This window comes from Paenibacillus sp. 01T442 (assembly GCF_056398345.1).
In genome coordinates, this window is sequence record NZ_JBFTPF010000084.1 from 1 (window position 1) to 21045 (window position 21045).

Consider the following 21045-nt stretch of genomic DNA (forward strand, 5'->3'; position numbering starts at 1 on the left):
ATCATACACATGCCAACGTTTAATAATCGCAGCTTCTTCAGCTTCATCATTTCGATCGGCAATTCACGAATCGAGGTATATTGTATCGTTAACTGTTCCAGTTTCTCAAGCTCTCCAATTTCTGCTGGTAATGCCTTTAGACTGATTTCTTCCTTCGGCTTTATCTGATATCCCGGAGTCGGTCGATCAAAGCTTCCGCATTGGATGCAAAGTACTCTTAGGTTCTTCAACTTCGCGATGGATGCTGGAATATACGCCAAATCAGCTGTTTGGATTGTCAAGCCTTCAAGTTTACTTAACTCAAACAACCCCTCCGGTAAGTTGTAAAGATCTTGTTCAAAAATGACTAGCTCCCGCAGCTCCGAAAGCTCCCGAATTCTCTCAGGCAACTCCGTTAAATGATGACGGCTAATATACAGCCTATCCGTTTTATGTTTAATGGCATCGTCTAGTAGACGATCAAAGTCCTTGTGAGCCTCTACTCTTAGAAAAAGTCCTGTCATTTGATCCATCAATCCCATTGCTTCTTCCTCAGTAACGTCCATCCCATACTCATCTTCATGGACAATTGAGTAAAGGTAGTCTCCACCACCTTCTTTCAAGAAACATAAGTCTTCTGGAAGTTTAGGGAATATCCAATCCGACAACTGATTTGCCATCTGTTTCAGTAGATACCMGCTTTCTTTACAACATCTATACAAATAATAAGATCCTGCGGTATAAAAAGCATGACTGCGATATTCTTTTTTAATTTGGATAACATCTTCGATATTCTCGCCTTGGATGATGATTGTTTTCACCAAGTAAGGCTCTAACGCTACTAACACGCTTGTGTATTGCTTCTGCTCCCCATCTGCAAGATGCCATAGTCTTTCGCTAAGCACAAAACATTCCGAGTTTCGTATCGCTAAATCAATGACTTGCGCGTAGGCATCTCCTTTGGGATCTGTATGCATTCTCATTAGTTGAATCTCCATTTCAAATCGTAGTAATTACGCCAACACAATCAGGGATTATGACTATTTGTTCCTTCCAGCAACTTAAAACAAACTCACTACATATTTTACCATAATTAGGAATCTATTTTTGGGAGAAAATAAATAGACCCCCAGCTTCATGCTGAGGGTCTTCATTCTACTTAATCCCATACTCCCTTTTAAACTTAAAAATCTCATCAACCGCMTGGCGATACCCACCTGATTCTCGAAAAGATTCGCTTATTTTTGCAACAGCTGTCAAAAATGAGGAGTCACTTAACACCTGATCCACAGCTTCCCTTAGTCGTTCAGCACTCAAAGTTTGCATTTGCAAGGTCACACCTGCTCCGATACTTTCGACTTGCTTAGCAATCATCGGTTGATCAGCGCTTTGTGGGATGACAAGGAGTGGAACTCCGTAATAGAGCCCTTCATGCGTACTATTCATACCACCATGTGTGATAAATAACTTCGTGTTGGGCAGCAATTCGGTTTGTGGAACATAGGGTTTCACAGTAAAGTTAGGTGGAATTTCGCCAATGTCAGATATTTGAACGTTTTTCCCAATTGACATGACAATGGTATGTTCCGTATTCCCCAATGCCGCTATACATAGTTTATAGAAATCAATGGATMGGTTAAATACGGTTCCCAAAGAAATATAAATAGGTTTTTTAACTTGGATTCCTTCAAAATCATTGCTTTCTGAGCGTAACCGCGTTGAAATCGATGGCCCTAAGAATCGATAGGACTGATCGAACGAATCTCCATTCGGTTGAAACTCCCTCGTGGTATACACGATTGTAAGCGTTGCAGGATTACATAATACTTCATAAGGAGAATGGATCTCTACATCATATTTTTCCTTCACCATCATCGTCAGGTTTTGAAATTGCTCATAAATAGGCTGAACAATTTCAGAAGGGAAGTTATTTAAAAAATGTTCCAACTCCTGATCAATGGATTCTTTGGACTGAGCAAAAGACGTACAAGAATTAATTGCAGGAAGCTTAAGCAGCTGACCAAGTATACGTCCACACCCGAACATGGAATCATGGATGATATAATCAAATTTCTCATCTTTGATCTGTTCGAGCACGCTAGGTATAACAATGTCTGCAGTAAGTAATAATCCGTTAACTCTCTCCAACAAGTAGTTTCTTCCACCTGAGATGAAAGCTTTTATAAACTTTTGGTCGTCAAATGTTCGTACGGTAGCCCCCGTCTTTTCAATTCGCTCTCTAAATGCTTCTATGCAAAAGTACACGACCTCATCGCCACGGGAAATCAGCTCCTGCACGACTCCGATCGTGGGATTGATATGTCCCTCTGATCCACCATTTATAAATAAAATGCGCGCCATTTCTACCTCTCCTTATGCTAGATGAACAACTCGCTCCTCATAACCATTACTGCTTGGCCTGAAAGTAGAACTCTGTTTTCATGTAAACTAATTTTTAGTATACCGCCTCTTGCGGATGCCTGATACGCATACATATCCGTTTTATTTAATTTTTTGCCCCAATATGGCGCAAGACCACAATGTGAAGAACCGGTTACGGGATCCTCATCTACACCGACTGCTGGGAAAAAACATCTCGAAACAAAGTCATAATCTTTCGACCGACTTGTCACATTGATCCCTCTTGTTTGAATCGTCCGCAACAAAGAGTAATTAGGACTTAGACGCTTAATGATGTCTTCAGATTCAACTTCAATGAAGTAATCGAATCTATTCCGTCCAACATATAGAGGATCAATTTGAAGTGCATCCACCAATTCGGAAGGATATCCACATGTGCTCACTGGTTCTGACGGAAAATTAAGTTGAATCCAAGCATCTTGCTTTATTGCAGTTAATAGCCCACTTCTGGTAAAGAAACTTGCTTGTTGGTTCAGTGGTAAAATGCCCGTTGCCCACAACATATGCGCGCTAGCCAATGTAGCGTGTCCGCACAAATCCACCTCAGAATTAGGTGTAAACCATCTAAGCGAATACCCGTCTTGCTGAGGAAACAAAAAAGCTGTTTCTGACAAATTCATTTCTGAAGCAATTCGTTGCATCAACTCTTCATCAAGAGGTTCAGAAGTTAAACAAACTGCAGCCGGATTTCCCTTGAATACTTGATCCGTGAAAGCATCCACAACATAGATTGTCAAAGCCAAAATAATCCCACCTTTCTTCTTTTTCGTCTTTTGAAAATCTGCTCCGAATTCAAGATGTCCTCTGCTCAGCAAAGCCCATCCGACACATCGAATACTGAAAACTCGATTGCTGTATTTTATCCGATAGATCCCATAAATTTGCTAGGAGCCGTACTTCAATATTTCTTTTAAAAAGCTCACCGAATAGATCCTTTATTTCAAATCGACGTATGGGAACTTGTGATTTCTCACTCACATAGTAACCCGCTCCAAGATCTCGCTCATAGAAATCTGATGAATCAAATTCATAGACATATAACGTTGTGTTCTTCATGATTTCAAACCATTTATGCTCAATCGCTACGACGTGACTCATTGCATGTGAAGACAAATAGTTCTTTTTATCTTCCTCCGTAGTTGCCTCATTGGCATAAAAAGTAACTCTCGGACAGTTCCGAGGCGTTAGGAAATTGGGGAAACATTTCTCATTAATCGCCCATACTAGGCCTTTGGTTGGGTCCAGATCTTTTCTTGAAGGCAGTCTAGGATTGAAAATAGAAATATCTTTTTCTTCACTGACGTGAAACAATTTCATCTAACTCCCCCTTTTTCAACCTCAACTACACTAACTTTTCTGCTGCATCGACGGTGTGTTTCAACAAGGTGGCTATCGTGACAGGTCCTACTCCTGCAKGAACAGGGGTAATTGCGGATGCTCTTTCCTTACAAGCCTCATAATCAACATCCCCAATGTTGCCTTCGTTATACCCCGCATCCAACACGACGGCCCCTTGTTTAATCCAATCCCCTTGCACAAATTTCGGTTTCCCAACTGCCGCTACCACAATATCAGCTAACTGTACCATCTCTACTAAATTCGTCGTCTTTGAATGGCATATCGTTACTGTTGCATTCCGATTGAGTAACATCAGGGAAACAGGTTTTCCGAGAATGGGGCTTCGCCCTATAACAACAGCGTGCTTGCCTTCCATTGAAATGCGATAATAATCCATAATAGCAAGAATCGCCGCAGGTGTACAAGATGGAAAATCGGCAAAGCCGAAAGCATTTTGAGCAAACCMGAGCGTCGTGACACCATCTACATCTTTCCCGATACCAATCGCTTCAAAGGCAGCCCTTTCGTCAATATGATGAGGTACTGGGTGTTGCAATAAAATCCCATGGACACTTGGGTCAACATTCAGTTTCTGAATTTCAGCAATCAAATCTGCTGTCGAAGTATGCTCGGGAAGTTCAATACGAATCGACCTGATACCAAGTCGTTTACATGCATTTCCTTTCATTTTCACATAAGTAGCTGACGATGGATCACCACCGACCAGAATCGTAGCCAAGCAAGGAATGATCCCCTTCCCAGCTAATTGATTAATTCTACTTTTCAGCGCCTCTTTCATGTCTGTTGCCACTCGATTACCATCCAAGATTACGGTTTCCGCGCTCATCTTATCATTCCTCTCAAGTTAGGTTCAAACATAAAGAGGTAAGGGGATTTCCCCTTACCTCTTGCCCAGGCGTACGGCCGTTATCGGTATGCTCCCTCATGGTTCCCCATGCTCCGCCAGTCACACATCGTTTATTAGTTCCTCTATCATAGCAATGTATGCCAATATTTTCAATTGCTTTGCACGAACATCATGACAAAGTTGCAGGTGACATAAAGAACGAATACCACATATTCGTCATGAAGACATCAAGAACTACGAAGTAAAACATTTCAAGTCCAACATTTCGTTCGGCCAAACCTTTTCTCCATAAGCTGGTTAACCAATAAGAAATTGCTGCAAACAGAACAAGTAAAATCAAGCTAACCCATACCGATTGCAAGAAATCCGGCATCACCTGCAGCGCAATCGGTTTCCGGTAATCGCCAATAAATAACGCTTTGACAATGAGATACATCGCCATAGATATGCCAAAGTGCCGCTTCGAATGCTCGTCATAATGATATTGCCAAAATACACTGATCACGATTAAATAAAGGCCAGGCAATAGAATCCATTTTAAGCTAATTAGTGCCGTTAGTACGCCAATCCCCCAAAATAGTGGTAAATTCCCAGCAGCTTGTTGGAAGTCCTCTGCATGAATCCTGTTCATTCGCTCCGCATAAGGAAGCTGATCAGTGGCATAGTAGACCCGATATGTCTCAGCGTTTACAGCATCGAGCCATATGGCTAGTGAACTCCCCTTGTTCGAAGCAATCATCGGATATACGGCAAAACCGCCGAATTGGCTGATCCGTGTAGCATTCAACATTTTACCAGCCTGAAAGCTAATCTTGTACACCTCTTGACTCGTTTGACGCCTATTTTTCTCATACACGGACGAAACGACAAGCGTTTTTTCACCAGTAGATGGCTGCGTAAATGTAGGATGCAAAATGGTATCGGAATCGTTTCCCTTAGTGACAGGAAGATTAAGGACTTCATCATATATCTTATCCGGTTGATTCGCTGGGAAAGTGAGCATATGTAAGGTGCTTTTACCTGATTTGCGTGAGCTCGTTGTATACGCGGCAATAAATTGAGAACCATCCAAACCTAACGCCATATCATCTAAGCTGCTCGTTGCATAATCCACGTCCTTCAGTTTCATCTGCACAAGCGGCTTCCAGGATGACTCTGCTAGTTTCACGTAGTGAAAGGATTCGCTGCCCTCTTTATTGACGGCGTAAACAAGAGATAGGCTGCCCCCAGAGGTATCCCATACACCGTGAATTTGTTTCACATTCGCTATATCAAGTTTCGTCCATGTAAGCTTGGCATTCGGATGAAATTCACTGACATACAGCGTTGAATCATTGTATGCGAGCATAACGCTATTCCCTTTGGGGCCAACCACTGTTTGCACACTTTCGATCTCGTTCTCCAAGAGTGTGTTCTTCGAACTCCATGAACCACTCTTCCATTCACTCGCATACAGTTTATTGCCGTCCCCGATCCAAATCACATGATCCTTATCTATCATCTTATAGTCATGGACACCGCTAACATCTGGTAAAAGACGACTCTCCGTACGATAACGACCCTCTTCATCAATCGTAACGATTTCTATTGTTTTCCCTGTCAAATAGGTGAAACTGCCATCATCAAGCATTTGTACAGGTTCACCATAGGTGGCCAACTGTGGTAATTCCGTTGCGCGCCCGAATGGTTCTGGATATGGCTTCACATTTTCATTAGCTAACATGAAAGACTGAATGATGCCGATGATGACGATAACTGCTAGAAAAGGTACATAAGTAAGTAGCTTCCATCTTGCTTTTTTCAATTCTTAATACCTCCAAACTTTATTTGAAAAATAAATAGAGATGGTTCATTTAATTTTCCAATGGTCAATAACTGCTTATCCCAATGATATCATTGATTCCACCATTATGCTTCACTAAATAAATTAGAGCGGTACGATCCATGATTTATCATGGGACCGCCCGCTCATTCATAGTAAGGTATTCGAATTCTCAATCCGTTATTTCAAAAATAGAATCCACAATAATCGGCAGGTTATCTCTAAGTGAAACTGCGCCGAAGACCGATCGGGCAGATTTCCCCTTTTCACCGAACACATCCAGCATCAGATCTGAACATCCATTGAGCACCAAATGATGCTCTTCAAATTCAGGAACAGCATTCACGAATCCTTGCAGTTTGACAACTTGTTTAATCTGCTCCAGAGAACCTAAGGCAGATTGCAGAACAGCAAGAATCTCGATACCAGTTAATCTAGCAAAATGATAACCTTCTTGTGTTGTGTACGCCTGTCCCAATTTCCCTTTAGGACTGCCGGATGGACCCTTGCCAGAAACATATAGTAATCCGTTCACTTTCACAACATTCACATATTTCGCTGAGGGTTCACTTGCCTTAGGAAGCGTGATTCCAAGTGACTCTAATCTTTGTTCAATGGTATGTTCCGGCATGGTAAAGTCCTCCTAAATGAATCTATTCTTCGTTTACCCTTCCATTACTTACAAGCATTCATCGTATTCCTTACAATCACAGGCCCTAACTTCCCCGTTTTGGAATTCGATAAACGAACCTCCATCGTACTATTCGTTACATCAGCCGTTATATCGTCAATCCTACCAGCCCACGTCGGACCGCCTTCTTCAGGGGTTGGGAACAGTTTGAAACGCCAGCTGATCTCATTTGGAATATAAGCAAACCCTTCGTACCCATCATAATCACCCGCTGCAGACGGCACTGGTAAATGATTCGCATGGATGCTAATACTTGTTCGTGGAAAACTTGGTGTTAGCTTCACTTTGTAAACGAGCGCTGCTCCCTTGGCATTCACATGATCCGCAACGACAGATTCAAGAACGGCACTACATGGCATCAGTACTTCAGCATCACTTTGAACGGGATGAACCAAGACACTCCCGACCATCCACACAACCACCATCATCTTCTTCATAAATCCCCTCCGAAACATGTTTGGTGGTTATTTTTCCCATTGTTTCGCGATTTATGAGAGAGCCACCTCTCGGCGGCCAAAAGTATACTTGCTGAAATTATCGCTGAATCACTTGCTCGCGTCTAGGTCCCACAGAAACCGTAGAAATCTTCACACCGATGGCGGATTCGACGAATTGAATGTAGTTCTTTGCCTCTTCTGGAAGGTCTTCCATCCGTTTTACCTGAGAGATGTCACATTCCCAACCTGGTAATCGCGACAGAACAGGCTTAGCCGCATCCATCCATGCATTGACTGGAAAGCGATCAACAATGGTACCATCCGCCAATTCATAACCGACACAGACTGGAATTTCATCCAAGTAACCTAGTACATCCAGATTTGTTAATGCGACACTTGTCGCCCCCTGAATCATGCAGCCATACTTGGTTGCAACGACATCGAACCAGCCCATGCGTCTCGGACGCTTCGTGTTCACACCATATTCACCGGCATCGCCTCCGCGACGACGTAATTCCTCAGCTTCGCTGCCCGCAAGTTCTGAAACGAAAGGGCCAGCACCAACGCAGCTCGAGTAAGCCTTGACTACCGCGATGACCTCTGAGATAGATCTAGCTGGCAGCCCAGCACCAACAGAGGCAAAACCTGCAAGCGTCGAAGACGATGTTGAGTACGGATAAATCCCATGGTCCGGATCCCTTAAAGCACCTAGTTGGCCTTCCACCACGATGAGGTCTCCATTTGCATTGGCATTTTGAAGCAGCGTTGTTGTATCACACACATAAGGCGCTATTCGCTCAGCCTGGCTCAACAGCTGTGTCAACAGTTCATCCGACTTGATGGCTGCACGTCCATATAGATGTTGGAGTAGCACATTTTTCGCTGTAAGCATATGTTCGAGTCGTTCTTTCAAGCGAGATTCATGAAATAAATCAGCAACTTGAATGCCGAGTTTTGCATATTTATCCGCGTAAAATGGCGCAATCCCACGCTTCGTTGATCCATAACTACGTTCGCCAAGTCGCTCTTCTTCGAGTTCGTCGAAAAGTCGATGTACAGACAAAACGACCTGTGCTCGCTCCGAGATGAACAACTTCGGCTTAGGAACACCTCTTGCTTCAAGTTCTTCTAATTCACCTAGCATGATATCGATATCAAGTGCCGTTCCCGGCCCTATTACATTCGTCACATGGGAATAAAACACACCTGAAGGCAGCATCCGCAGTGCAAATTTCCCATAATCATTAATGATCGTATGACCTGCATTGCTCCCTCCTTGGTATCGCACAACATAAGATGATTGCGCCGCTAGGACATCCGTCATCTTCCCCTTGCCTTCGTCTCCCCAATTCGCACCAACTATCGCAGTTACAGTCACATCGAACGCCTCCTACACTTGTTTTGCCTGACAAAGCTTATTATAATTGCCCTAATGACATTAGAATAATTGATATAAGTTATACCAGATATAAAGTGAGGTTATGTGAATGGATGTTAATTTGGAGTGGTACCGTGTCTTTTATTGGACAACCCAAACGGGAAGCTTATCGAAGGCGGCAGAAGTACTGCATATTACACAACCCGCGGTGAGTCATACGATCAAGCAATTGGAAGCAGCGCTCGGTGGGCAACTCTTTTTTCGTACGGCCAAAGGTGTCACGCTAACGGTTGAAGGTGAAGTGCTATTTCGGTACGTCGAGCAGGCATTTCAATTTATGAAAATTGGTGAAAAAGCCATCGCAGACATGCATAGCTTACATAGCGGGGAGATCAATATTGGAGCGAGCGATACGTTGTGCAAGTATTATCTTTTGCCGTATCTAGAGGCTTTTCACGAGCAATTTCCTGGCGTGCGAATCCGCGTTACGAACCGTACAACACCTGAAACCATCACACTTCTTAAGGAGGGTAAAATCGACTTTGGCATCGTCAGCCTTCCCGCTTCGGACAAACAAATAGACTTTCGCGAGAGTTCTGCGATTCAAGACTGCCTTGTTGGCGGAAAACCCTATGCGCATCTTGCAGGAACTCCGTTATCACTAGGAGATTTACACAATTATCCCTTATTATTATTGGAAAATGGAGCAAGCACACGGCGCTATCTCGATGACTATGCCGCCTCTGAAGGCGTAACTCTCACACCCGAGTTCGAGCTGGGTAGTATCGATCTCCTGGTCCAGTTCGCTAAACGAGGCTTTGGCCTTGCATTCGTCATCGGCAGTTATGTAGCGGATGAACTCGCTGTTGGCGATCTAATCGAAATTCCGCTAGCTTCTCCACCCCCTGCGCGTCAAATAGGGATAGCCACACTTCGCGGAGTTCCCCTTTCGGCGGCATCGAAGTCATTTCTGGCCATGTTGCCTGCTCCGAATTGATTCACTCTAGGCAAATAAATGGATTTCATGTAGTTAATTTCATCCCTTCCTGGCGAAATTCACAAATAAATGGATTTCCTGTAGCTAATTCGCCATAATACTATCGAAATCGTCGAATATGGCAAAATTAGCTGTAGTAAATCCATCTAAAGTGCGCAATAGCCTAATTCTGCTGAAATTAACGGGAGGTTTTCCATCTATTTGATTAAGGTGGTATTAACATGGACGCTTCAACGGCTGGAATGAGCCCCAGATCAACAACAAGATGGGCATGAGAACAAAAGGATTCTGTGTCGCGTTTAATGACTTCTCATCTTTTATCAAAATTGCTAAGGAGAATTCAAGCGAACAGTATATGATCTTCAGATCACCATATGCCATACGCGAAATTATAATATGACTTTCATATTGCATTGACATTCCCCGAACAATCCCCTGCTACGCTGAAGTTAAACTTGGAACTACAGGAGGGATTCATATGCGTCTTGCGTTGTTTACCGACACTTTCGTTCCTCAAATGAACGGCGTTGCACTCACACTTGGACGTTTCACCGATTATTTGAATCGAAGGGGCATTGAGCATCTTGTTTTTTCGCCAAAAAGTACGGCTGATATGGTCTATTCAGATCCCGTTCGTCCTGTAACGAGCATTCCTTTTTTTCTGTATCCCGAATGTCGTCTAGCTTTACCGAACCTAGCTGCTATCCGTACAGAGCTCGACCGCTTTCAACCTGATTTGCTCCACTTAGCAACCCCTTTCAACCTTGGATTATGTGGTCTGCACTACGCTCGCAAACACCGCATCTCACATGTCGCCTCTTATCATACTCACTTCGATCGCTATTTGACTTATTACCATATGAAAGCTGCAATTCCCCTCTATTGGAGTTATATGAAATGGTTTCACCACTCCYGTGATGCGACTTTCGCTCCCTCTCGAGATACCTTAGACACGCTACAAGAACAAGGTATGGATCGCTTGCTGCTGTGGTCACGAGGCGTAGACTGCTCCTTATACACACCTGAAAAGAAGAGCATGGACGTTCGCGAAAGATATGGAATTACAGCTCCTTATCTCCTGCTTTATGTAGGTCGCATCGCTCCTGAAAAAGATATAGATACCCTATCCTCGATTATGAAATTGTTGCCAGATTCCGTAAAAGCGCAAGTTCATTGGCTCATTGTCGGAGATGGTCCACAGTTACAAGAACTGCGTGAGTCAGCCCCTTCAAATGTCACATTCGCTGGATATAAAAGTGGCGAAGAGCTCGCTCAAATATATGCTTCCGCCGATCTCTTCGTCTTTCCTTCGAGTACGGAAACGTTTGGAAATGTCGTTCAAGAGGCCATGGCATCCGGACTTCCTGTCGTTGCTGCCAATAGCGGTGGTGTACGAGAAATGGTGAGCTCTGGGGAAAATGGCGTGTTATGTGCTCCGCGTCAGCCGCAATCTTTTGTCCAAGAAATCATTTCTTTGGTCGATGACAGTGACCGCTTGGCGAAGTTTCGTTTTGAAGCTAGGGAATTTGCTCTTGGTCGCTCGTGGGACGCTATCTTTGATCAATTGCTTCATGATTATGAAATGATTATAGATTTTCGCCGTATCGGCAAGAAATCTGGTTTCTATTCAGCTTGAAGGAGGACTTCACATGCGTTTAACGATTATTGGAACGGGTTATGTCGGTTTAGTAGCCGCAGTTTGCTTCGCAAAGTTAGGTCATTTCGTCACAGCGGTCGATCGGAAACATGTCATTCAGGACCTTCGTGAGAATAAATTAGCCATTTGGGAACCCGATCTGCAGGAGATGCTTGAAACATGCCGTAGTGAAGGCAGTTTATCTTTTGACACTGATGTAGCAAACGCATCCAGGGGTGCTGATGCGCTTATGATTGCAGTTGGAACCCCAACTGGCGTGAATGGTCAGCCCGATCTTAGTCAAGTTGACGATGTGATAGCTCAATTGAAGCAAGCTGGTGGCGTCTGCCCTCCGTTTATCATTATGAAAAGCACCGTTCCTGTGGGCACCTGCGATGAGCTGGAGGCTAATTTACTTGCTGCTGGGCTCCATTCGGAAGTCGTTTTCAACCCCGAATTTCTTCGTCAAGGCAGTGCAATTAACGACTTTATGAACCCGGATCGCATCGTTTTCGGTTGCCGTTCGCACCTAGCCAAGACCGCTCTTCATCAACTATACAAAGGGATCAATGCCCCGATTCAAGTCTGTGATCGACGCAGTGCAGAGCTGATCAAATACGCATCCAATGCCTTCTTAGCGATGAAAATTTCATTTGCCAATATGATAGCGGATGTCTGCGAGGGATATGGCGCGGATAATCGTCAAGTTATGCAAGGCGTTGGTGCGGATCGACGCATCGGTCATCATTTTTTACGAGAAGGCATTGGATATGGCGGATCCTGCTTTTCCAAAGATTTACAATCTCTGCTGACTTCCGGCAAAGCCATTGGACGCTCGCTTCCCTTACTCGAAGCAACGGCTCAAATCAATGAGGAGCGAATTCCTCAGTTGTTGGAAAAGTTGATCTCACTTTGGGGAAATCCACGTGGCAAACGACTAGGTGTGCTGGGTATTTCCTTCAAACCGAATACGAATGATATGCGTGATGCACCATTTCTCACTTTGCTGCGACTCTGTTACCTGTATGGCATTGAGGTGCAGACTTATGATCCTGTCGTGCTGCCGACCTCAATCGAAGGCGTGATCCAAAAAGATACAGCTTATGAGGTAGCTGCAGCTGCTGATGCGCTCATCATCATGACGGAATGGCCGCAATTCGCTGAATTGGACTGGGTTCTCATGGTTCAGCTCATGCACCAGCCCATCTTACTTGATGGACGCAATGTCTTATCCGATGAGACGATATCACAGTTAATGATGGTGAAGAACATGATCTATATTCCCGTTGGAAGACCGATGGAACGAACTACGCTTGCTCCGGAGCGCGATATCACTCTTCGCCATAGTTACGGAACGTAGATCAGCTATTCGCCGATAATAGCCCAAAATCAAAAAAATTACGGAACGTGGTTCCCCTGTTGGGCCGATTCGTGGCCTAAATCTCCTAAAAGCAGGAGATTAGCGGAACCACGTTCCGTTAGCTTATTCGAACACCTTTTTATCGCGAAATAACGGAACGTAGTTCCGTTTCGCAGCACCAGCATCCTCCGCTGGAACGATTCATCTTCATACACCATGTGTTGCTGTAACGTCTTCCTTCCTACCCCTTCTTGTTCACCTACATAGAGACAGATTCGCATATCGGATTGTGTGAACACGTGCTGTTCAACACCCACGGTGTGTACTCGCGATTGCACTCCTGTGGTTCAAGCTTCAAGCGCAGTCATCGGAATGCTTTTCTGTAAATCTTAGGAATCAAACGTATTCAATTTTTCTTTCAAATATCGAAACAACTGTCCACTCGCATAACTTAAAGGCGCGGATTTGTAAATGAACCCTGTCAACATATCAATGGATGCACCACTCACTGGAAGTGCCTTTGTCCCACGAGGCATCGGGTCTAGTACAATCTCCGGCACTAGCGCAAAGCCAAATCCATTTTCCACATAGGTCTTCAATGCAGACATGCTGCCAATCTCCATCGTATCTATCGCCACATGCCCTAACTCTTGAAGGATCATTTCCAGTTTTTTACGATATGGACACGTTGCTGACGTTATCAAAAGTCGATAACCTAGGAATAGACTCGGTTCAAGATCCTCAAACAGGCTAAGGGGATGATCCTCAGGTAGTAAAGCAACAAATTTCTCCGAGAACAGCGGCTGAAAAAAAAGATTGGTTCCTATTTCTGGTGCCGAACAGCATGCGAAATCGATTTTATCTTGCAGCAACGACTCGACCAAAGTTGGTGTACTAGCGATTTCAAGTGAAACACGGATTCGCGGATGTATCGTCATGAACTCTTTTAAAAATGGCGGTAATCTATAACTGGCCGTTGGCTCTGTCAACCCGATTCTCACATGCCCTACTTCACCCGATTGTAGATCCGATAAATTCGTTTGCAACCTCTCCAACCTTTTAACAATCTCCAAACTTTCCTCGTAAAATAGTCGTCCTGCTTCCGTTAATCGGATTTTCTTCCCGCGTTCTAGAAGTTGAATACCTGATTCGGCTTCTAACTTTTGAATTTGCATCGTCACGGTAGATTGGGCATAGTTCATCTCCACTGCCGCTTGATGAAAACTGCCATGTTTCACGATCATATGTAAAGTTTTTAGCGTTTTAATATCCATACTGATCTCCATTCCTGTAATTCAATTTATTTGAATGAAATGTTCATTAACTTCAATTATACAGAACTTAAAACTACCTTTACAATGAACATATAGCAATCAAATAGCAATTAAGGAGGAAATTTGAATGGAACTAACTAATAAAGTAGCACTCGTTACAGGGGGCGGAACAGGCATCGGAAGAGCGGTCAGTTTCGCATTAGCTAAGCGAGGGGCTGCGGTTGCGGTGAACTATTCACGTTCAAAGGCAGATGCTGAAGAAACAGCTCAAAGAATCATAGAAGAAGGCGGTCGTGCAATTGCCATACAAGCAGACGTTTCCAATAACAACGAAGTCATAGAGATGGTACGAATTATTGGACATATTTTGGGAGACGTAAATTTATTAGTCAATAACGCAAGTATTACACACCATATTCCCCTACCTGATCTTGACGATGTAACCGAGGATATCTGGGATGAATTGTTCGACGTGAATGTGAAAGGGATGTTTTACTGTGCTAGAGCCGTTGCGCCAATGATGAAAACAAGTGGACAAGGGGCGATCGTCAATGTTGGAAGTATTGCAGGATTAACCGGTGTTGGCTCTTCTCTTCCCTATGCCATTTCTAAGTCGGCCGTCCATGGCTTAACCAAATCCTTAGCAAGAGCGCTAGCCCCCCATATTAGGGTGAACTGTGTCGCACCAGGAGCAGTGGCCACACGTTGGTGGGCTGGAAGAGAAGAACAGATGCAGAAACTAGCTCCTAACCTGCTGCTTAAGCAGATTTCCACGCCTGAAGACATCGCCCAGTTTATTTGTGCAGCTCTGGAACAGGAAGCCATGACCGGACAAATCATCACTGTTGATAGTGGTCAGACCTTATAATCAAGAAATAAAAAACAACGTTCTTCATCAATTTGACGAGAACGTTGTTTCATGTATCCTATTCAAATGAACTTCGAACCTAAATGATCAATCTGTTTCTTAACCTCCAACCAATTCGCAGCTTGGTATACATAATCATTCGTTATGCTCAAATTATACGGCTGTTCAAATAAGATGACGGGCTTCTGAGCCGCAGCAAACTCCTCTGCATAGTGGGGAGCATCATCAATCAGAACATCAACGCCGTAACTTATGCAGGTTTGAAGCTTATCTTCAACCAACAAAATGTGATGATAGTCAATCAGATATTTCTCAAGCCATGCCATGGTGACTTTCTGAAATTGTTGCGGCCTTGCTGTCACGATCGTAATCTGGTGTTGTTTGAATAATTCTTGCAATACCTCTACAGCCATAGGAAAAGGTAATGACCCCCAATGTATATCATGTCCGAAGCTATCATACACTTCATCCCGTTTGGCTTTATCCCATCCATATAATCGATATAGATAAAAATCATTAACATCGTCATGGGTTAGTTCCAACCCAGAAACATTATTATAACAATGTAAATAAGCTGAGGTAGCATCCAGTACCGTGTTATCCAAATCTATGCCAATATGCATCGCGTTTCATTTCCMCTCTTACAATTCTAAGCAATCGTTCCATCTCTATGACGAGCGATTTCAAGCAATATGTTCCGTGCAACCGTTTCTGGCTCCACTAGATGACCTTCTTCATTCTGTTTTCTAAAATAGGTCGATAACTCGAAATTGGTTTCTCGCGCAGTTTGTTGCATACCCGTATTCATCATTCCGGGGTCAATTGTCAGCATATGAACCGGATTTACTTCCTTCTTTTGTTCCATCGCCACACATTTCGTGAACATGTTCAAGGCAGCTTTTGAAGAGCAGTACACACTCATGCTGCTTGCAGGATACTGTCCCGAGCCTGATGAAATGTTAACAATCACGCGTTTTACAGTCCAGTTTGCAGTTTCCTTCATAAAGCTTGAAGCAAGTAGTATCGGTGCTGTCAGATTCAGTTGAATGGATGACATAATTTCTTCCGGCGAACATGCTTCAATAGGTTTAATTGGCGTTACAGTTGCCGCATTGTTAATTAGGGTTATCGTTTCAACTTTGGATGAATCCATCGACTCAATGATCTCCCGCAAGGTAGCTTCTATACGTTCAACCTGAGTGAGGTCTGCAGCTATGAACGCATAGTTAGCTTTTAAATCCTGCGCAAGCTGTTGAATCTCCTTATTCACCGTCCGTGATAGGCCCAATACCAGCGTTTCCTCCGATAACAACAGCCGTGAGAGTGCTGCTCCTAACCCACTTGAAGCTCCTGTTATGATGTAGACGTGTTTACTCATACCATGCATCCCCCTTCATAGTGGCAATACCAATAATTACCAATGTTTTTCCAATGCTTCTTCACTTCGACCGAACTCATTTCTTTCGTAAAAATCAACACTATGCGTACTCGGCCATAAAATAAGAAACTCGACCTCATGTTCTTTCGACCATTGTTCCATTGCTTGATGAATCTTGGTTCCTAATCCCTTACTTCTATAACTTGGCCTAGTGTACACATTCGTCACATAACCAAAATACGGATCTGGCGATTTGCCAGGTCTCGGCACCTTGTGAATCAATTGCAGATACATATGCGAGACGATCTCGCCATCCACTTCCGCAACCCATATTCTCCAGTCACTTCCGTTCAATGCGTTAACTAAAAACGCTCTGCATATTAATTGAAACTCCGCAAAATTAGCACCGCTCTTATTGTCTTCCTCAGAGAAATCCCATCGCATTTGCACGAGTCTATCCCTATCATCCAATGTAGCCAACCGTATCATTTCCATTTTGTAACCTCGCATTCTCGTTATCCCAGTAAATTCGCTGAACAACGAACATTTCCTTTTTTCACCAAATGAACTGCGGATAACTTCAGCCCTTCTCCAGAAGCTGCATTAGTCCGACTTTGCCGAACTAAACTGAGAATTCCTTGTTGAATAGTACCAATAGTCCGATATTACCCAACTAATTCCCCATTTTCCTTTCGTGTGGCTGTTTGGGTTGATTTAGATGGGCAAAGTAGAACTAATTGAGTCAGACTGTCGCGGACGGTGAGATTAATTCGGCTATTTCGGACTAAAGGTTGATGGGGAGTAGTCCTAGACGCAAAAAACAGACCACCCCGAAATTCCGCGGCAGCCTCATCCTCACCTTCTACAAACCAATTTTGAAAACAGCAATCTCCGGCGAGCACGCAACGCGAATCGGTAACAACCGTGAGGTTCCCAGACCTCGATTAATATAGAAATGCTTTCGCTGATCGATACGTTTGAGTCCAACGTGATAGTTTTTATACGCACCAATCGTATGTCCGAACAGCCTAACCTGCCCCCCATGCGTGTGCCCGACGAGCAATAAATCAAATGGAATGTGCTGCTGTAGGGAAGTTTCAATAATACTCGGAGAATGAGCTAACATGATGATCACGTCAAAGCTTTGGAGATCTTCAACATGCATTGTCAGCCGTTCCTTGCCGTATAAGGAATTGTCGAAACCGTAGATCAACCACTTCTTATCTCCGAAGTCGACAGGAAATTCACGATTAGATAATACAGTAATACCAGCGTCCTCAATGGTTCTAAGAATCGCCTCATAGTCTTGATCTGAATTCAGTTGAAATCGGGATTGGACTAACCCATAACGTTCATGATTACCTGGTACAAAAAATAATTGATCGCACTTAATTTGACGAAATTCTTTCAGAACTTTGTCCAGTTGCTCCTTCGTCGATGCTAGATCACCTGTAATCATCACAAGATCAGGGTTAACGTGATTCACCATTTTACTCAGGGAGCCATTGATGAAATGGGTTTGACCATGCAAATCAGAAATTTGCACAACCGTAACATTGTTGCTAGCTGGATCGCCCAACTGAATATGTGAAAACTTCACCCAATAGGTGCTATATACGATAAATAGTGCTGCGAGCACTAGTAAGACAACGATACCGGCTATCACCATCACACCGCATTAACCTCCCTTCATGAAAGACATTCCTGCCAATAGCGCGGTCCATTTATGCCTATATCAATCATTTTCATCTTCATCGAAGTTGGCTTGTAAGAGTTGCTGCAGCCGCGCCCCGTTATCATTCCAGTACTTCCCGTAGAAGGCCACCCAATCTTGGATCTCTCTTAATGGAGCAGGCTGTAGTCGAAACCGTGTTTCGCGACCAACCTTACGATCAGTAACGAGCCCCGCTTCTCTCAGAATCGTCAAATGTTTGGATACCGCCGTGCGCCCCATGTCAAAATGTTGCGTGATCTCGTGGAGAGGTAACTCTTCTACTCCTGCTAAAAGCTGAATTAGCTTACKCCGAGTAGGATCGGCTACCGCATCATACACATCTCGTACTGGATTCTTCTCGTTCATAATCACCTCTCCCGACTCTTCACGCTATAATGTGACACCTAGTGGTGTCTTATCATTATGAGTTCCAACAAGGTACACTGTCAAGTTGCCCCTAACGAAAAAGCCAGCTGCGGCAGCAACTGGCTCTCATTCAAGACTTTATAAACACAGTTTTGATATCCGTGTAGAATTCAATAGCTKCCTGCCCTTGCTCCCGAGAGCCAGAGCTGGACATTTTCATGCCGCCGAATGGGGCTTGCAGCTCCACACCCGCGCTTTCGGCGTTGATGCGCACAAGGCCCGCATCCATATCGTGCATGAAGGTTAGCATTTTCGAGAAGTCTCGCGTGAATATCGACGCGCTAAGTCCGAATTTCACATCATTCGCAATCTGAATAGCTTCCTCGAAGGAATCCACTTTAATCAGGGCAAGAACAGGTCCGAAAATCTCTTCCTGCGCGATGGTCATCGAACTCGTAATATGTTCAAATACCGTAGGCGCAATATAATAGCCTGCATCTAGCGCCTCATCTTGCACTATACCACCGCCACAGAGCAAGGTTCCACCTTCTTCGATCCCTTTGGCAATATAGGTGAGTACCGTATGATATTGCTTCTCACTTGCACATGGCCCCATCCAAGTAGATGCCTCCATGCCATCCCCAACACGGATTTCCTTAATCCGCTGAAGCAGCTTCATTTTAAAAACTTCGTACACATCACTTTGTACGATCACACGGCTGGTAGCGGTGCATTTCTGCCCCGTTGAACGTAAGCCACCACTCACCGTTGCCTCAACCGCGAGGTCCAGATCTGCATCGTTGACCACGATAATCGGGTTTTTACCGCCCATTTCCAGCTGATACTTCGCACCTTTCGCCAGTGCGCTTTGACCAACCATTTTCCCAATACGATCCGATCCTGTAAAGGTAATTCCGTGGATGTCCGGATGATCTGCGATCGCTTGACCAATCACATCGCCTTGTCCAGTTACCATATTTACTACACCTGCAGGAATTCCTGCTTCTTCGAAGCATTCCATGACTAGAGCTGCCGTAATGGCGGTTTCCTGCGCAGGCTTGAACACAATAGTATTACCGAAGATTAAAGCTGGAGCGATTTTCCAAATCGGAATAGCTACGGGGAAATTCCACGGTGTAATCACACCAACAACGCCTAAGGGCACGCGTGTCGTAAACATTAATGCCGCACTGTCCGTAGATGGAATCACATCACCTATTTTCCGCATGCCCTCGCCTGCATAATAGCGCAGAATGGCGATGCCCCTTGCCGTTTCCCCTTTGGCTTCAAGGAACGTTTTCCCCATTTCACGCGTCATCATTTCAGCAATTTTATCCAATCGCCGCTCAAGCTTATCTGCAACTTTGTACAAATAATCGCCACGTGCTGAACCGGATAATTTACGCCAAGCCATCTTTGCTGCTGTCGCTGCCACAACAGCTTCATTCACATCTGCATTGGACGATTTCTGCACATAGCCCACGATCTCATGTCGATTCGCTGGATTAATACTTCCCTCCACCTCAACGCTGGAAGACGCCAGCCACACCCCATTGATATAGTTCAGATAGGTTTTCATTTCACCCATGTTAATCTCTCCCGCCTCTAAACTCCGTTAATGCCGCCAAAAGAGCTTTTACATAACCAATCGCGTACGCCCAGCCAACCCAATTCATCTTGCTTTCTGCACGTAGATAGGGAGCACGATCCATTTCGAGCGAGGTGATATGATCTGGATTTATACAGCCGTTATAACCAACTTTATGGAGTTCGAGCAATATTTTCGCCATATTCATATGTCCATCATCCAACATCGCCTCTTCGAATGCACCAGCCGTTGCCAGACTCCCCCGCACATTGCGGAAATGAACAAGAAAGATTTTATTTTTGCGTCCATACTGATAAATTTCATCAAGAACTAGCGGCGTTCCGCCTGCTTCTCCCCGTGTACCTACACAATAGACGAGGCCAACGTTTCTACTAGGGAAGCTATCGATGACACGATTCAAACCAAGTCCACCAAATGGTGTGTTATGATACGGCGTGTCGGAAGGATGTACAGCTAATTTCATCTCATACTCTTCCGCAAGTGGAACTAGTTTCCCGAAAACTAAATCAAATCGCTTCCACCAAGCATTCAACTCCTCCACCGTGGGCGGGTGTTTGTCCAGATTGCGTTTCAATGACTCCCCGCGTACTAGCGCACCGCCTCGGTGTACGGCTGTATATTCCTCTGCCATATAAGGAAATACATCGCCTGCAAAACGCTGACGAACGAGCGTAATCCCAGCTTCTCCGAAGGTTTTGATTGCATTGGAAACGTTCTCTAATTGGATCTCCGAGCCTGGCTCCTCCAACATGAAACTACTCGACATATCTGGCAGCGTCACCCGATTAATTTCCATCCCATGTGAACGAACTCTACGTTTTAACTGTAAAAGTTGATCAAGATCCGGAAATCCCTGCTCACGAACACCTGGGAAAGAACCGCCTTGCGTAAAATCAATACAATCAACTC

At 44.3% G+C, this 21045-nt stretch carries 22 protein-coding genes and 1 riboswitch; of the genes, 4 read left to right on the forward strand and 18 right to left on the reverse strand.

All coding sequences use genetic code 11. The annotated features are described in order from the left end of the window. From AC1DLM_RS30515 to AC1DLM_RS30555, 9 genes are all read right to left on the reverse strand, one after another. A partial coding sequence (locus AC1DLM_RS30515) for a leucine-rich repeat domain-containing protein (RefSeq protein WP_477572068.1) occupies positions 1 to 962 on the reverse strand: 962 nt, incomplete at its 3' end. Between the two features lie 172 nt (positions 963 to 1134). Next, positions 1135 to 2340, reverse strand: coding sequence for a macrolide family glycosyltransferase (locus tag AC1DLM_RS30520; RefSeq protein WP_477572069.1), 1206 nt, complete (start codon positions 2338 to 2340; stop codon positions 1135 to 1137). A gap of 17 nt (positions 2341 to 2357) precedes the next feature. Further along, positions 2358 to 3143: a PhzF family phenazine biosynthesis protein gene (locus AC1DLM_RS30525; RefSeq protein WP_477572070.1), complete on the reverse strand. Its 786-nt coding sequence runs from the start codon at positions 3141 to 3143 to the stop codon at positions 2358 to 2360. 49 nt (positions 3144 to 3192) lie between these two features. Continuing rightward, entirely contained in the window at positions 3193 to 3717 is a 525-nt protein-coding gene (locus AC1DLM_RS30530) for a DUF6886 family protein (RefSeq protein WP_477572071.1), read from the reverse strand. A 25-nt stretch (positions 3718 to 3742) separates the two neighbouring features. Continuing rightward, complete coding sequence (locus AC1DLM_RS30535; RefSeq protein ID WP_477572072.1) at positions 3743 to 4585, reverse strand: bifunctional 5,10-methylenetetrahydrofolate dehydrogenase/5,10-methenyltetrahydrofolate cyclohydrolase; 843 nt, start codon at positions 4583 to 4585, stop codon at positions 3743 to 3745. A gap of 56 nt (positions 4586 to 4641) precedes the next feature. After that, positions 4642 to 4719, reverse strand: a riboswitch (ZMP/ZTP riboswitch). A gap of 56 nt (positions 4720 to 4775) precedes the next feature. Next, positions 4776 to 6410 (reverse strand): hypothetical protein, encoded by a 1635-nt coding sequence (locus tag AC1DLM_RS30540; RefSeq protein WP_477572073.1) that lies wholly within the window; start codon positions 6408 to 6410, stop codon positions 4776 to 4778. 190 nt (positions 6411 to 6600) lie between these two features. Continuing rightward, positions 6601 to 7059: a RidA family protein gene (locus AC1DLM_RS30545; RefSeq protein WP_477572074.1), complete on the reverse strand. Its 459-nt coding sequence runs from the start codon at positions 7057 to 7059 to the stop codon at positions 6601 to 6603. A gap of 44 nt (positions 7060 to 7103) precedes the next feature. Further along, positions 7104 to 7556, reverse strand: a complete 453-nt coding sequence (locus AC1DLM_RS30550; protein ID WP_477572075.1) for a YoqH family protein — start codon at positions 7554 to 7556, stop codon at positions 7104 to 7106. A gap of 97 nt (positions 7557 to 7653) precedes the next feature. Next, on the reverse strand, positions 7654 to 8934 hold the full coding sequence (locus tag AC1DLM_RS30555; RefSeq protein ID WP_477572076.1) for an adenylosuccinate synthase: 1281 nt from the start codon (positions 8932 to 8934) through the stop codon (positions 7654 to 7656). A 109-nt stretch (positions 8935 to 9043) separates the two neighbouring features. Between AC1DLM_RS30555 and AC1DLM_RS30560 the strand changes: the two genes are divergently transcribed. From AC1DLM_RS30560 to AC1DLM_RS30570, 3 genes are all read left to right on the forward strand, one after another. Continuing rightward, positions 9044 to 9931, forward strand: coding sequence for a LysR family transcriptional regulator (locus AC1DLM_RS30560; protein ID WP_441992429.1), 888 nt, complete (start codon positions 9044 to 9046; stop codon positions 9929 to 9931). A gap of 478 nt (positions 9932 to 10409) precedes the next feature. Continuing rightward, positions 10410 to 11567 (forward strand): glycosyltransferase family 4 protein, encoded by a 1158-nt coding sequence (locus AC1DLM_RS30565; protein ID WP_477572077.1) that lies wholly within the window; start codon positions 10410 to 10412, stop codon positions 11565 to 11567. 13 nt (positions 11568 to 11580) lie between these two features. Beyond that, complete coding sequence (locus AC1DLM_RS30570; protein WP_477572078.1) at positions 11581 to 12927, forward strand: UDP-glucose dehydrogenase family protein; 1347 nt, start codon at positions 11581 to 11583, stop codon at positions 12925 to 12927. A gap of 38 nt (positions 12928 to 12965) precedes the next feature. Here AC1DLM_RS30570 and AC1DLM_RS30575 read toward each other — a convergent pair whose 3' ends face one another. Beyond that, positions 12966 to 13244, reverse strand: coding sequence for a hypothetical protein (locus AC1DLM_RS30575; protein ID WP_477572079.1), 279 nt, complete (start codon positions 13242 to 13244; stop codon positions 12966 to 12968). 72 nt (positions 13245 to 13316) lie between these two features. Then, positions 13317 to 14201, reverse strand: coding sequence for a LysR family transcriptional regulator (locus AC1DLM_RS30580; protein ID WP_477572080.1), 885 nt, complete (start codon positions 14199 to 14201; stop codon positions 13317 to 13319). A 127-nt stretch (positions 14202 to 14328) separates the two neighbouring features. On the opposite strand from AC1DLM_RS30580, the gene AC1DLM_RS30585 reads away from it, so the two are divergent. Further along, positions 14329 to 15069, forward strand: a complete 741-nt coding sequence (locus AC1DLM_RS30585) for an SDR family NAD(P)-dependent oxidoreductase (RefSeq protein WP_477572081.1) — start codon at positions 14329 to 14331, stop codon at positions 15067 to 15069. 62 nt (positions 15070 to 15131) lie between these two features. Here AC1DLM_RS30585 and AC1DLM_RS30590 read toward each other — a convergent pair whose 3' ends face one another. The 7 genes from AC1DLM_RS30590 to AC1DLM_RS30620 all read right to left on the reverse strand — a co-directional run. After that, positions 15132 to 15692, reverse strand: a complete 561-nt coding sequence (locus tag AC1DLM_RS30590; RefSeq protein ID WP_477572082.1) for a 5' nucleotidase, NT5C type — start codon at positions 15690 to 15692, stop codon at positions 15132 to 15134. A 26-nt stretch (positions 15693 to 15718) separates the two neighbouring features. Then, on the reverse strand, positions 15719 to 16447 hold the full coding sequence (locus AC1DLM_RS30595; RefSeq protein WP_477572083.1) for a (S)-benzoin forming benzil reductase: 729 nt from the start codon (positions 16445 to 16447) through the stop codon (positions 15719 to 15721). A 36-nt stretch (positions 16448 to 16483) separates the two neighbouring features. Then, the gene (locus AC1DLM_RS30600; RefSeq protein ID WP_477572084.1) at positions 16484 to 16942 is read right to left on the reverse strand and encodes a GNAT family N-acetyltransferase; all 459 of its coding nucleotides are present in this window, start codon (positions 16940 to 16942) and stop codon (positions 16484 to 16486) included. Between the two features lie 367 nt (positions 16943 to 17309). After that, positions 17310 to 18116 carry a metallophosphoesterase gene (locus tag AC1DLM_RS30605; RefSeq protein WP_477572088.1) on the reverse strand — a complete coding sequence of 269 codons (807 nt, stop codon included), beginning with the start codon at positions 18114 to 18116 and terminating at the stop codon, positions 17310 to 17312. Between the two features lie 66 nt (positions 18117 to 18182). Beyond that, positions 18183 to 18527, reverse strand: coding sequence for an ArsR/SmtB family transcription factor (locus AC1DLM_RS30610; RefSeq protein ID WP_477572085.1), 345 nt, complete (start codon positions 18525 to 18527; stop codon positions 18183 to 18185). A gap of 130 nt (positions 18528 to 18657) precedes the next feature. Next, positions 18658 to 20115 carry an alpha-ketoglutaric semialdehyde dehydrogenase GucD gene (gene gucD / locus AC1DLM_RS30615; RefSeq protein ID WP_477572086.1) on the reverse strand — a complete coding sequence of 486 codons (1458 nt, stop codon included), beginning with the start codon at positions 20113 to 20115 and terminating at the stop codon, positions 18658 to 18660. A 1-nt stretch (position 20116) separates the two neighbouring features. Further along, positions 20117 to 21045: mannonate dehydratase (locus AC1DLM_RS30620; protein WP_477572087.1), on the reverse strand; the 929-nt coding region annotated here is incomplete at its 5' end.

Excerpts from the sequence above, each read along its gene's own strand:
- AC1DLM_RS30530 (WP_477572071.1), bottom strand. The coding sequence starts at position 3,717 with ATGAAATTGTTTCACGTCAGTGAAGAAAAAGATATTTCTATTTTCAAT.
- AC1DLM_RS30605 (WP_477572088.1), bottom strand. The coding sequence starts at position 18,116 with ATGGTGATAGCCGGTATCGTTGTCTTACTAGTGCTCGCAGCACTATTT.
- AC1DLM_RS30590 (WP_477572082.1), bottom strand. The coding sequence starts at position 15,692 with ATGCATATTGGCATAGATTTGGATAACACGGTACTGGATGCTACCTCA.
- AC1DLM_RS30560 (WP_441992429.1), top strand. The coding sequence starts at position 9,044 with ATGGATGTTAATTTGGAGTGGTACCGTGTCTTTTATTGGACAACCCAA.
- AC1DLM_RS30595 (WP_477572083.1), bottom strand. The coding sequence starts at position 16,447 with ATGAGTAAACACGTCTACATCATAACAGGAGCTTCAAGTGGGTTAGGA.
- AC1DLM_RS30580 (WP_477572080.1), bottom strand. The coding sequence starts at position 14,201 with ATGGATATTAAAACGCTAAAAACTTTACATATGATCGTGAAACATGGC.
- AC1DLM_RS30550 (WP_477572075.1), bottom strand. The coding sequence starts at position 7,556 with ATGAAGAAGATGATGGTGGTTGTGTGGATGGTCGGGAGTGTCTTGGTT.
- AC1DLM_RS30570 (WP_477572078.1), top strand. The coding sequence starts at position 11,581 with ATGCGTTTAACGATTATTGGAACGGGTTATGTCGGTTTAGTAGCCGCA.
- AC1DLM_RS30545 (WP_477572074.1), bottom strand. The coding sequence starts at position 7,059 with ATGCCGGAACATACCATTGAACAAAGATTAGAGTCACTTGGAATCACG.
- AC1DLM_RS30585 (WP_477572081.1), top strand. The coding sequence starts at position 14,329 with ATGGAACTAACTAATAAAGTAGCACTCGTTACAGGGGGCGGAACAGGC.
- AC1DLM_RS30600 (WP_477572084.1), bottom strand. The coding sequence starts at position 16,942 with ATGGAAATGATACGGTTGGCTACATTGGATGATAGGGATAGACTCGTG.